Annotated in this window: 12 protein-coding genes; 2 read left to right on the top strand and 10 right to left on the bottom strand. The window is 34.7% G+C overall.

Going from position 1 to position 12,062, the window contains the following annotated elements; translation table 11 throughout:
• Nucleotides 1-44: 44 nt before the first annotated feature.
• From FHP05_RS09815 to fumC, 3 genes are all read right to left on the bottom strand, one after another.
• Nucleotides 45-398: a YlbF family regulator gene (locus tag FHP05_RS09815; RefSeq protein WP_147667579.1), complete on the bottom strand. Its 354-nt coding sequence runs from the start codon at nucleotides 396-398 to the stop codon at nucleotides 45-47.
• Between the two features lie 384 nt (nucleotides 399-782).
• On the bottom strand, nucleotides 783-983 hold the full coding sequence (locus tag FHP05_RS09810) for an alpha/beta-type small acid-soluble spore protein (protein WP_147667576.1): 201 nt from the start codon (nucleotides 981-983) through the stop codon (nucleotides 783-785).
• Nucleotides 984-1,127: 144 nt separating this feature from the next.
• Nucleotides 1,128-2,513 (bottom strand): class II fumarate hydratase, encoded by a 1,386-nt coding sequence (fumC, locus tag FHP05_RS09805; RefSeq protein WP_147667573.1) that lies wholly within the window; start codon nucleotides 2,511-2,513, stop codon nucleotides 1,128-1,130.
• 527 nt (nucleotides 2,514-3,040) lie between these two features.
• Here fumC and FHP05_RS09800 point away from each other — a divergent pair.
• Nucleotides 3,041-3,961, top strand: a complete 921-nt coding sequence (locus tag FHP05_RS09800) for a zinc dependent phospholipase C family protein (RefSeq protein WP_147667570.1) — start codon at nucleotides 3,041-3,043, stop codon at nucleotides 3,959-3,961.
• Between the two features lie 40 nt (nucleotides 3,962-4,001).
• Here FHP05_RS09800 and FHP05_RS09795 read toward each other — a convergent pair whose 3' ends face one another.
• From FHP05_RS09795 to FHP05_RS09780, 4 genes are all read right to left on the bottom strand, one after another.
• On the bottom strand, nucleotides 4,002-5,282 hold the full coding sequence (locus tag FHP05_RS09795) for an MFS transporter (protein WP_147667568.1): 1,281 nt from the start codon (nucleotides 5,280-5,282) through the stop codon (nucleotides 4,002-4,004).
• Between the two features lie 145 nt (nucleotides 5,283-5,427).
• Complete coding sequence (locus tag FHP05_RS09790) at nucleotides 5,428-5,661, bottom strand: IDEAL domain-containing protein (RefSeq protein WP_147667565.1); 234 nt, start codon at nucleotides 5,659-5,661, stop codon at nucleotides 5,428-5,430.
• 292 nt (nucleotides 5,662-5,953) lie between these two features.
• A complete protein-coding gene (locus tag FHP05_RS09785; protein WP_147667563.1) occupies nucleotides 5,954-6,259 on the bottom strand; it encodes an AzlD domain-containing protein in 306 nt (101 codons plus the stop codon).
• A complete protein-coding gene (locus FHP05_RS09780; protein WP_147667560.1) occupies nucleotides 6,256-6,972 on the bottom strand; it encodes an AzlC family ABC transporter permease in 717 nt (238 codons plus the stop codon). Before FHP05_RS09780 ends, FHP05_RS09785 begins: the two co-directional genes overlap by 4 nt.
• Nucleotides 6,973-7,372: 400 nt before the next feature.
• On the opposite strand from FHP05_RS09780, the gene nhaC reads away from it, so the two are divergent.
• The gene (nhaC, locus tag FHP05_RS09775) at nucleotides 7,373-8,743 is read left to right on the top strand and encodes a Na+/H+ antiporter NhaC (RefSeq protein ID WP_147667557.1); all 1,371 of its coding nucleotides are present in this window, start codon (nucleotides 7,373-7,375) and stop codon (nucleotides 8,741-8,743) included.
• Between the two features lie 232 nt (nucleotides 8,744-8,975).
• Here the strand turns inward: nhaC and map are convergent, their stop codons facing one another.
• The 3 genes from map to FHP05_RS09760 form a co-directional block, all read right to left on the bottom strand.
• Nucleotides 8,976-9,746, bottom strand: coding sequence for a type I methionyl aminopeptidase (gene map / locus FHP05_RS09770; RefSeq protein ID WP_147667554.1), 771 nt, complete (start codon nucleotides 9,744-9,746; stop codon nucleotides 8,976-8,978).
• A gap of 155 nt (nucleotides 9,747-9,901) precedes the next feature.
• Nucleotides 9,902-10,663, bottom strand: coding sequence for a (S)-benzoin forming benzil reductase (locus FHP05_RS09765; RefSeq protein WP_147667551.1), 762 nt, complete (start codon nucleotides 10,661-10,663; stop codon nucleotides 9,902-9,904).
• A 22-nt stretch (nucleotides 10,664-10,685) separates the two neighbouring features.
• A complete protein-coding gene (locus tag FHP05_RS09760) occupies nucleotides 10,686-12,053 on the bottom strand; it encodes a dipeptidase (RefSeq protein ID WP_147667548.1) in 1,368 nt (455 codons plus the stop codon).
• Nucleotides 12,054-12,062: the final 9 nt, after the last annotated feature.

The following is a 12,062-nucleotide window of genomic DNA, read 5'->3' as shown; positions in this document are numbered from 1 at the left end:
TAGACCCACATATGAAATTGTGAGTCCAGCAAACCTATATAGAATTACTGACCATTTTCAAAATTATATAATTCTTCCAATGGCTTTGTGACAATGCGATTAATATCATTGATTAACAAAGATAGACGTTGCTCTTTTTCAATGAGGTTCGAAATTAGTTCATTTTGTTGAACTTGCTCTACAACTTTTCGAGCCTCCTCAATTTCTGCTTCATCAATGTCTTCGCCCTTCATTTGCTTTTCTTGTAACCCCATTTGTGTATCACGGAATTCAGTAAATAATTTATTTGTTTCAGGATTTCCTATGACTTTTTCATAACTTTCCTTTAATTCCTTAAACTCCATACTATTGCGAATAGACTTTTCTAATTCATATGCACTATCATACATATTAGGCATGATTAGCCCTCCTTTTTTATCTGTTCACTCATCTTTTTAATTGAATTTCTATCTTGAAATAACTATAACAGACGTTTTACACAATGTATACCCTTAAGGAATAATCTGGATTTTCTAAAATTGCCCATTTCTATTGCTATTTAGCTTAAAAATTTAAAATCCCTTCAGAAAAGATATTTTTCTACATGTATCAACAGCTTAAAATTTTTTTATACTGTAACAGTTTTAAAGAATAACAAAACAAAAGTCTTACAGCCAGTTAATACGCGATAAATTATGTATTTGATTTTTTTAAAAAACATAAGAGTAACAGAAAGAAGGAAAGTCCGCTGACTTTCCTTCTTATTATGAAAGAGGTACATCCCTCTTAGAATCCATCTTATTTTATTGTGATTGGCCACCCATTTGTTGTTGTGCAGTCTGAACTAAACGCTTTGTAATTTCTCCACCCACAGAACCATTTGAACGAGAAGTTGAATCTGCTCCAAGGTTTACACCAAATTCTTGAGCAATTTCAACTTTCATTTGATCGATTGCTTGCTGTACACCAGGAACAACTAATTGATTTGAATTATTGCTTGGCATGTTGTTCACCTCCTGTACCCTTATTGTTGACTAGATAGAAAAACTTATCATAAAAAAACGTTGGTAATTTGTGTATAGTTTGCTAAAATTTTAAACTCATTAAAAAAGCCGAAGAACAATCACGTTCTTCGGCAGAAATCATTTTTATTTCGGCTGTGTCATTTCTTTTGGAACAACATATTCATCAAATTGTTCTTCTGTTAGTAAACCTAATTCAACAGCCGTTTCTTTTAATGTTGCATTATTTTCATAAGCTGTTTTGGCAATTTTAGCCGCATTTTCGTAGCCAATATGTGGATTTAATGCAGTTACAAGCATTAAAGAATCATTTAAGTTTTTCTCGATTTGCTCATGATTTGGTTCGATTCCACGAACACATCGTTCGTCAAATGAACGCATCGAATCACCTAATAATTGACATGATTGCAAGAAATTATAAGCCATAACTGGTTTAAACACATTTAATTCAAAATTACCTTGACTTGCTGCAAAACCAATTGTTGCATCATTTCCCATCACCTGAGCAACAACCATTGTCACTGCCTCAGATTGGGTTGGATTTACTTTTCCTGGCATAATGGAACTTCCTGGTTCATTTGATGGAATTGTAATTTCTCCAATACCACAGCGTGGGCCACTTGCTAACCAACGAACATCGTTAGCAATTTTCATCATGTCAGCTGCTAATGCTTTTAATGCTCCATGTGCATATACTAATTCATCATAACTTGTTAAAGAATGAAATTTATTCGGTGCAGATGTAAATGTTTTTCCTGTTTCGTTACTAATTGCTTCACAAACGAGTTTGGAAAAGTCAGGATGTGCGTTTAATCCTGTTCCAACAGCAGTACCACCGATTGCTAACTCTTTTAGATGATCGGCACTTTCTTTAACCATCATTTCTGACCTTTCTAACATGCGGTGCCAGCCACTAATTTCTTGGCCTAATGTTAATGGTGTAGCGTCTTGCAAATGCGTACGACCAATTTTAACTACATCCATGAACGCTTCCATTTTTTCTTTTACAGTTGCTTTTATTTGTTCAATTGCAGGTAATACTGTATCTTCTAATTTCAACACAGCAGATACATGTAATGCCGTTGGATATGTATCATTCGAACTTTGTGATTTGTTAACATCATCATTTGGATGTAATACTAAATCACTTCCTTGTTCTTTTAGCCAGTCATTTCCAACATGTGCTAATACTTCATTCACGTTCATATTGGATTGTGTACCGCTACCTGTTTGCCATACAACAAGCGGAAAATGCTCATCTAATTTTCCTTCTAATACAAGGTCTGCAGCATGTGCAATTGCTTGTGCTTTTTTCTCTTCTAATAGACCAAGTTTATGATTTGCTTTTGCTGTACTTTTTTTCAAAATAGCAAATGCACGGATTACCTCTTGTGGCATTGTTTCATTTCCAATTGGGAAGTTTTGTTTACTTCTTTGTGTTTGTGCTCCCCAATGCTTATCAGCTGGAACCTTTATTTCCCCTAATGTGTCATGTTCAATACGAAATTCCATTTCTCGTTCCTCCTTATAATTTTACTTTAACTTCCAGTATATATTGTACCAAATTTCTCATATAGATAATAAGATTATATATTCTTCAAATATCTTTACTAAGATTTCTTTTTGAATAGATTATTGTTGGCTCCGAGCCATACACATCAACCTTTAATGTTAGATCGTTTTTAATATTTTCTTCACATACGATATAGTGAAACTTCAATCAGTGGGAAGTTTCCTCATCTCCCACTGATTGTTAGTTGAACAAATCGAGCTTTTACTAGCTGTTGATCCTCCACTTATTATTCTTAAGTAACTCAAATTCTTGATGTGGAGGTCGTACAACCAGTTAATGCGCGGCAATTTTTTAGAAAATAACATCCTAAAAAATGTAGATTGTTACAAAACAAGTAACAATCTACGGAATAGCCAAAATGAGCTTCATAATGTCTTATAATAAGAATAAGATGTATATTGTTCTTTTACAAAAAAATAACGAATGTATTCCACTTACTTGGATGATCATGTAAGGAGAGATAGACATGCCAAATATATGGACACACATCCTTTTCTGTGAAGAGGTTGTCGATTCCATTTCTAAAACACATACACCCTTTTTTCTGAATGAAAGATTCATGAAATTAGGAGCACAGGGACCTGATTTATTCTTTTATTATCAATTTTGGCCATGGATAAAGCATAATCCAGATGAACAGATTGGAACTGTCCTTCACACTAAACATTGTGGACCTTTTATCATGGATTTAATTGATAAAGCAAAAACAATGGATGAACAGATTCAAGCATATGTATTTGGTTTTATAACACATCATATTCTCGATCGAAATACACATCCATACATTCATTACCGTGCAGGATATAAAGGAAATAATCATCAAAGACTTGAAGTAATCATTGATACCTTAATCATGGAAAAATATCATCATTTGAAAACATGGAAATTACCAGTATATAAAGAGATCGATGTTGGCTTTTTCTTACCTAAAGATATTGGGACATTATTAGAAAAAAACATCCAAAAACATTATCCTGATTTGACTTTCAATTTAGTAAAATATATTCAAAAATCATATCGAGATATGAAGTTTGCTCAGAGATTACTGTATGATCCATATGGTTGGAAAAATACAGTATTTAAATCCATCATTTCTGCGTATTCCCACCGTCCGGTAACAGATGATAAAGACTACCTAAACTTAAACCACCACACTTGGTATCACCCCGCTACAAAAGAACCGTCTACTAAAAGTTTTATTGATCTTTATAATAAAAGTAAAGTAGAGGCCTGTGATATCATGGCAAATGTAATAAAGTACTGGGTAGAACCAAATGAATCTTTAAAAACACAGCTAACATTAATGATTGGGAATATATCTTATGATACTGGAAAAGACCTTGCATTAAATGTAGTGAATCAATATAGTGATTCTTTAATTGAATAGAAAAATCAGGCTATGTAGGGTTAGCCTGATTTTCTTATTTTTAAGATGCTTTAGTTTCTCCCTGTGCTTCTTTTATTCCTTGATCAATATTGACAAACTTCAATAAGATAATACCGGCAATAAAAAAGAAAACGAGTGAAATGATTCCCAATCTACTGGAACCAGTTAATTGCCCAACTAAAGCAAATAAGAATGGTCCAAATACAGCAGAAAACTTCGATGAAATTCCGTAAAACCCAAAGAATTCAGCATGTTTATTCGCTGGAACCATCCTTCCATAAATGGACCGACTTAAAGACTGTGCTCCACCTTGAACAAAGCCAACACAAATAGCTAAAATATAAAAATGAAATGCAGAGGACATGAAATACCCTAAAACAACGATTGCTAAATACGCATATAATGAAATCGTTAATGCTGATTTCGCCGACAACTTTTTAGCTAACCAGCCAAAAAAGAAAGTACATGGAATTCCAATAAATTGAGTAATTAAAAGTGCAGCTATTAAATCATTCGTACCGATATTAATATCTTTTCCGTAAATTGTTGCCATTTTAATAATGGTTGATATCCCATCGTTATATAACCAAAAAGCAAGTAAAAATAATAATAATTGCTTATATTGCTTAATCTCTTTAAATGTATTCGCTACCCTTGAAAAGCCAATGGAAACATAAGATTGATTTCTTTTGACAACAGTTTTTTTCTCTTCACGGATATTTTTAAATAACGGAATAGAGAAAATAAACCACCAAACACCGACAGAAGCAAATGAAACTTGACTCGCAACTGTTGCATTTGGAATACCAAACCAATCATGTTTTAAAATCATTAATAAATTGATGGCAAGTAAAATTCCTCCACCAATATAACCCCAAGCAAATCCGTGGCTAGAGACACGGTCCATCTCATCTCCTTCTGCAATTTCCGGGAGAAAAGCATCATAGAACACATTTCCTCCAGAAAAACCAATCGTACCAATGATTAGAAGAACCGAGGCAAATATGTAGTCCCCTTCACCTACAAAAGCTAATAAAATACTTGCTATCACTCCCATATAGCAAAAGAAACGTAAGAATTTCTTTTTAGCATGCGAAAAGTCACTAATGGCTCCTAAAATTGGACCTAATATCGCTACAATTAATGCAGCAATCGATTGGGAATAGCCCCAATAACTTGTTGCTAAACTACTATCCAAACCCTTTGCCGCAACATCATAATAAAAAGTAGGGAGAACAGCGGCCATGATTGTCGTAGCAAAAGCTGAATTACCAAAATCATACAGAATCCAACTAAAGGTACCTTTCTTTTTCTTCTTCATTTTTTATTAGCCTCCTTACTTGTAGCATAGCAGAAGTAGGCATCGTTTTTTGTAAAATTCTTGTAAAGAAGGTGAACTTTTTCCAGTAAGGCGCGTTAAATAGAGTCTTATCATCATCTGATAAGACCCTATCAGCGTACATACTCTATTCCCAAACAAATTGTCGATATGCTTCACTGTATTTTTTAAATGCTTCATGATCTTTCTTTTCAATGGACTCATTAATGGCATCGACTAATTGTTCTTTATTCCACTGGAAACATAATTCATCTAAAATAAGTCGGGACGTAAGCATGATTTCATAGGAAACTTCTCGTTTAGCTTGAATAACCTTCCCCTGGTGTCGCTTAAAACGATATACCACCTTCTCTTTATTCATGGAACGTACCCCCTTGTTCCTAATATCTACCTCGGTTTAGTAATAAAAGTGTAAAAATGTCCATCTTACTAAAATAGATATTATCTTTTATCTATTATCCCAAATTTTTTGAATAATTGCAATGATTTTTTAATTATTTTTCAAAATTTTTTATATCGATAAAGTGAAACTTCAATCAGTGGGATTTTTCTTCATCTCCCACTGATTGTTAGTTGAACAAATCGGGCCTTTACTGGCTGTTTATCCTCCGCTTATAATTCTTAAAGTATCTCGAATTCCTGATATGGAGATCTTACAGCCAGTTAATCTGCGATAAAATAAAGACGGTCAAAATCGCCCCAATCACTATTAAAATAATATTTAAATTCATTAAAGATAAAAGAATGGCAATGACTCCACCAACAAGTCCGATGATTGGTTTGTCTGGTATGACATATAATATTGCAGGAAAGATTAACGCTCCTAAGGCTGCATATGGTATCGCATTTAAAAACCGATTGACCCAATCTTTAAATATTAAATGATCAACAATAAATGCTGGAATGATACGTGGAATCATCGTAACAAGGGCCATGCCAAGGATGATAAGAAAAATCATATATTCCCTTCTTTCTGTATGAATACACCACTTAGCCCACCAATAATGGTGCCAATGACAATAGACCATCCGCTACTTAACAGAAATACTTCACTACAAATGGTATTTGTAATCATCGCAACAAGGGCAATCAGTCCGAGTTTTAATTCTTTTTTAATCGGAGGAATAATTAAACCGATAAACATCGCATAAAGAGCAATTCCCATACTTTGACTTAATTTCTCCGGAATAATATTCCCAAGTAAACCACCTAAAAAGGATCCACCAATCCAAGAAAGATAAGCAGTAATTAATAAAGTGAGATAAAATATATCACCTTTTTCTTTCTTTGCTTCTTCTGTATACATAGAAGAAACAGCAAATGTTTCATCTGTTAATCCAAGGGTTAATGGTACTTTTACGCGAAGTGGAATCATCCGCAATTGATTCATGAAAGAAAAACTCATGACAAAATGACGAAAATTTAATATAAACGTAGCCAAGATGATTTCCGTCGCACTGACACCTAAACCAATCATATTCACTGCCATAAATTGACTGGCTCCAGCATAGACAAATATGCTCATACTTGTTAACTCAAATAAGGATAAACCAGTCTGTTTTGCTAAGACACCAAATGTAATCGCAACTGGTAAATAACCAATAACAATTGGAAATCCTGCTTTTATTCCTTGTTTCATCATGGAATTGGACTGGGTTTTGGTTGGTGTCATTGGATGTTTTCCCCTTTCCTTCGAATAATCAAACATATATTTAGAGTAAATTTCCATATATTATAGCAGATTGTTTGAAAATTTAAAAGATTATTTTCACAAGTAACGGTTGACACATTTCCAAAAACGGTGTATATTTATTTCTAATATTTAATTGTATATACATATCCTGAAATACAGAGTACATGCATGTCGGAGCAGCAGGTAGAGACAAGACGGATGGTGCAAGTCTTGGCAGGCATAAATGGAAGTACATATTTCATGTGTAGGATAAACCAGTGAAGTGGCTATTGAAATTTTTTCATTAGCAATCAGGGTGGTACCGCGGAGCAAGCTTCGTCCCTTTTATGGGATGAGGCTTTTTTTATATTAAAAATTAAAAAATAAAGGGGGAATATGAATGTTTCCAATCCAAGTGAAACACAAGCCACATGTTTTAGAAGCAATTTTAATATTCATTTTTTTAGTAGGGATGATAAGTTACTATATTATCGGGATTGGGACTGCCCCACATATTCCGATTTTATTAGGAATCTTTTTATTATTTCTCTACGGGCTATTAAAGAAAATACCTTTTCAAGATTTACATGGTGGTATGCTTGAAGGAGCTAGAAATAGTTTAGGTGCATTATTCTTATTTATTTTAATTGGAGTATTAATGAGTAGTTGGATTATTAGTGGGACCATTCCAGCATTAATTGATTGGGGCTTTTCCATTGTTAGTGGGCACTTTTTCTATGCGATTGTTTTTTCTGTTACAGCAATTATTGGCGTATCACTCGGTAGCTCTTTAACAACGACCGCAACAATTGGTGTTGCTTTTATTGGAATTGGGCATGCAATGGATGCCTCTCTTGCTATTACAGCTGGAGCCATCGTATCGGGAGCTTTTTTTGGAGATAAAATGTCCCCATTATCCGATACAACCAACCTTGCTTCGACGATTGTTGAAGTAGATTTATTTGAACATATTAAACATATTAGTTTAACAACTATTCCAGCATTTATTATTTCATTTATCTTGTTTGCAATTCTTTCACCAGAATCTACTGACTCCGTTGTGGGGTCAAATGATTATTTACAAGCATTACAAGCAACAGGACTAATCCATTGGACATCGTGGATTCCATTAATTGTATTAATCATCTGTGTTATATTCAAAATACCGGCATTTCTTGCCATTGCCATTAGTAGTATTGTTGCTACAGGTTTAGCTATATGGACAAGCGGAATTGCATTTAAAGATATTTGGGGGATTTGGTTTGATGGTTATACAGCTACTACAAGTTTTGAACCAGTGAATGAACTGCTATCAAAAGGCGGAATTAATAGTATGTTGTTTACGATTTCACTTGTGGTTCTTGCCCTTGGTTTTGGAGGATTATTATTTGTAACCGGTGTAATTCCTTCCATTTTATCGAGTCTACAAGCTAAATTACAAAAGGTCCGTTCCATCATTGTCTCTACCGCACTTACAGCAATTGGAATTAATGTTTTAATTGGAGAACAATATTTATCGATTATGCTAACAGGTGAAACATATAAAAGTTTATATCATAAAGTCGGTTTATCGAATAAAGCATTATCTCGGACACTAGAAGATGCTGGGACAGTCATTAACCCGCTTGTTCCATGGAGTGTTTGTGGGGTCTTTATTGCCGATGTACTTAGTGTTCCAGTATTAACCTACTTACCATTTGCATTCTTCTGTTTATTAAGTCCTGTTATTACAATAATCTTTGGCGGAAAAACGAAGCATGCTAAATTATAAAGTGAAACTTCAATCAGTGGGAGTTTTCTTCTTCTCCCACTGATTGTTAGTTGAACGAATCGGGCCTTTACTGGCTGTTGATCCTCCACTTATTATTCTTCAGTATCTCCAATTCTTGATGTGGAGGGCTTACAGCCAGTTAATCTGCGATAAAGTGAAACTTCAATCAGTGGGAGCTTCACAGTCAAAAAAAATGGTTCAGATGGTCTTTTTTATCCATCTGAACCATTTTTTATGCAATCGGTGGGACATCACGGTCTTGATCAGTTAAAATAATTGGGTCACCTTTTGTGATCACAAGTGTATGTTCATATTGTGCGGAACGACCTTTATCGATGGTTCTTGCCGTCCAACCATTTTTATCCATTTTACTTTCCCATGCACCTTCATTTAACATCGGTTCAATCGTAATTGTCATTCCCTCTTTTAAGCGTATACCTTTTCCTTTCAAACCGAAATGCGGGACATGTGGTTCTTCATGGATAGTCGGTCCAATTCCGTGTCCAGTAAAATCACGTACAACAGAAAATCCTTCTCCCTCTGCATAAGTTTGGATGGCGTGACCGATATCGCCTAGACGATTTCCGTGGCGAGCCTGTTCCATACCTTTATACAATGCTTTTTTCGTTACTTCCATTAATCGTTTCCCTTTTTCATCTACATCTCCAACTGCATATGTCCAAGCAGAATCAGCAAGTGCCCCATTTAAATTAACGACCATATCAATGGTTACAATATCCCCATCTTTTAATGGTTCACTGCGAGGGAATCCGTGGCATATTTCATCATTGATAGATGCACATGTTGCATATTTATAACCTTGATAGCCTTTTTGCTCAGCAGTTGCTCCATGTTTTGCTAAAAAGTCATCAACAAATTGTTCAATTTCCATAGTGGAAATACCAGGTTTTATCATTTTAGCAATTTCTTTATGTGTTAAAACGAGCAAATCTGCTGCTTTTTGCATTTTTTCAATTTCACGTTTGCTTTTTCTCGTAATCATCGTTTACTTCCTTTCCTTACTATCTATTAACAGCATTTCTATAATTATTATCTTATTACGAAATCAACTAAAAGTTTACCATAGATCGATGCATCTTGCATGTCTTCTTGTTTAAGTTAAAAATCTGCCCGTCAGCAGGCAGATTTTTTCCGAACTTATAAATAGTCTCTTGCATAATAAATTCTACCGTTTTCAATTTCTTTTTCTGCGTGTAGAATTTGCATCAAAGCCTTGGCAATTTCTTCCGGTTTCCTTAGTTTTTGTTCTTCTTTATACTGTTTAAATGTCGTAATATCAGCAAATTGTTCCGGGGAACTGGAACGAATTTCTACCTGCATGTTTGTATCCATTACCCCTGGACTAAATGCGATAATTTTATGATTTGTTTTTAAATGTGCTTGCTCTAATCCTACCGTTTTCGTATACATATTGATGGCAGCTTTTGTACTACAGTATGCACTCCAACCGTAGATAGCCCGTTCTGCTGCTCCTGATGTGATCATCGAACAAATGAGTGTTCCATCCATTTTATTTAGCTCGTTTAAACATTGATTCGTAAAAACCATTGGTGCCGTAACATTGACTTGGACATGTTCAGCTAATAACTCATGGTTTAGTTTGGATGAGTGATGGATAGGATCAATCATTGCAGCATTATTTATTAAATATACACACTTCTTCTGCTTACGATTTATTTCTAAAAAAATATCAATTAACGCTGATTCCATATCTTCCAAATCACGTAAATCACATCTTACATGATGATATGTTGTGCCAAATTTTTGTGCCAATTGATCTAGTTTCTTGTTTTCATTTCTTGCTACACCTATAACAGGAATTGTTTGTTCTAAAAATTTAGATGCAATTGCTTCTCCTAATCCCCGTGAGGTACCAGTTATAACGGCAATTTTCTCCATTTAGAAACATCTCTCCTTTGTTCTAGTTACGAAATGAATCCCAGTAATAAACGATTGTTTCCATTCCTTTATCAAAACTATTTAATGGAAAGCTTTCATTTGGAGAATGGAGTCTGTCTTCTGGTGTACTAAATCCTAATAAAACAATCGGGATATTATAAATCGCATCAAGCCATTCTACAACAGGGATGGAGCCTCCCATTCGAGCATAGACAACATCTTTACCAAATGCTTTTTTATAACTTTCTGCTGCTTGTAAAATAAGCTCATGGTTTGGTTCTACCTTATATGCTTTTGCAGAAAACTCTTCTTTCTTTACTTCTACCGTTACACCTGTTGGAGCAACTTTGTGGATATGTTCTTCCATTAATTGTTGAATTTTTTCAGGATCTTGTCCTGGTACTAAACGGCAAGTAATTTTCGCAGTAGCACTTGAAGGAATAATTGTTTTTGTTCCTTCTCCTTGATACCCACCATAAATTCCATTCACCTCAAATGTTGGTCTTGCCATCGTATGCTCTTCGGCAGTATAACCTTTTTCAGGGGTTGTAGCAGGAACACCTGTTGAAGTAACATAATCTTCTCCTTCTACTTTTCCTATCAACTCACGTTCCTTTTCAGATAATTGTTCTGCACCATCGTAAAATCCATCAACTGTGATCACTTCATCCTCATTTTTAATCGATGTTAGAATATGCGCTAGTGCCATAATTGGATTTCGAACCGCACCACCATACATACCAGAATGGAGATCCCGATTTGGACCATTCACTGTAATTTCAAATCCAGTGGAACCTTTTAATCCATAAATAATTGTCGGTTGATTGTCTTGAACCATACCTGTATCTGAAATGACAACAAAATCTGCAGCAAATTGTTCTTTTTTCTCATGTAGAATTTGATGTAAATTTTCACTACCGATTTCTTCTTCCCCTTCAATACACAGCTTTACATTGAGTGGAATTTTACCTTCTGTTTTCATAAATGCCTCGAAAACAGCTAAATGCATAAACACTTGCCCTTTATCATCACTTGCACCACGGGCATAAATACGCCCATTTCGTAATTCTGGTTGGAATGGTTCACTATCCCATTCTTCTAAAGGGTCTGCTGGTTGCACATCATAGTGCCCATAGAATAATACGGTCGGTGCTTTTGGTCCTGCTTGATTGTATTCAGCATAAACAATTGGATGTTTTTTGGTTTCTTGTAGTTCAACCTTATCAAAACCAATTTCATTTAAATATGTAACTATAAATTGCCCTGCTTCTCGGACTTGTTCTTGATAGTTTCGATCAGTACTTACACTTGGAATTGATAGGAATTTAGTAAGTTTTTCCAATAAATGATCTCGATTTGTTTGTAAATAGTCTAATACTTTCTGTGACATAAAATCCCT

The sequence above is a fragment of the Cerasibacillus terrae genome, assembly GCF_008039555.1.
GTDB lineage: Bacteria > Bacillota > Bacilli > Bacillales > Amphibacillaceae > Cerasibacillus > Cerasibacillus terrae.
This window is presented reverse-complemented; position numbering and strand designations above follow the sequence as displayed.

Excerpts from the sequence above, each read along its gene's own strand:
- FHP05_RS09815 (WP_147667579.1), bottom strand. The coding sequence starts at position 398 with ATGCCTAATATGTATGATAGTGCATATGAATTAGAAAAGTCTATTCGC.
- FHP05_RS09810 (WP_147667576.1), bottom strand. The coding sequence starts at position 983 with ATGCCAAGCAATAATTCAAATCAATTAGTTGTTCCTGGTGTACAGCAA.
- fumC (WP_147667573.1), bottom strand. The coding sequence starts at position 2,513 with ATGGAATTTCGTATTGAACATGACACATTAGGGGAAATAAAGGTTCCA.
- FHP05_RS09800 (WP_147667570.1), top strand. The coding sequence starts at position 3,041 with ATGCCAAATATATGGACACACATCCTTTTCTGTGAAGAGGTTGTCGAT.
- FHP05_RS09795 (WP_147667568.1), bottom strand. The coding sequence starts at position 5,282 with ATGAAGAAGAAAAAGAAAGGTACCTTTAGTTGGATTCTGTATGATTTT.
- FHP05_RS09790 (WP_147667565.1), bottom strand. The coding sequence starts at position 5,661 with ATGAATAAAGAGAAGGTGGTATATCGTTTTAAGCGACACCAGGGGAAG.
- FHP05_RS09785 (WP_147667563.1), bottom strand. The coding sequence starts at position 6,259 with ATGATTTTTCTTATCATCCTTGGCATGGCCCTTGTTACGATGATTCCA.
- FHP05_RS09780 (WP_147667560.1), bottom strand. The coding sequence starts at position 6,972 with ATGACACCAACCAAAACCCAGTCCAATTCCATGATGAAACAAGGAATA.
- nhaC (WP_147667557.1), top strand. The coding sequence starts at position 7,373 with ATGTTTCCAATCCAAGTGAAACACAAGCCACATGTTTTAGAAGCAATT.
- map (WP_147667554.1), bottom strand. The coding sequence starts at position 9,746 with ATGATTACGAGAAAAAGCAAACGTGAAATTGAAAAAATGCAAAAAGCA.
- FHP05_RS09765 (WP_147667551.1), bottom strand. The coding sequence starts at position 10,663 with ATGGAGAAAATTGCCGTTATAACTGGTACCTCACGGGGATTAGGAGAA.
- FHP05_RS09760 (WP_147667548.1), bottom strand. The coding sequence starts at position 12,053 with ATGTCACAGAAAGTATTAGACTATTTACAAACAAATCGAGATCATTTA.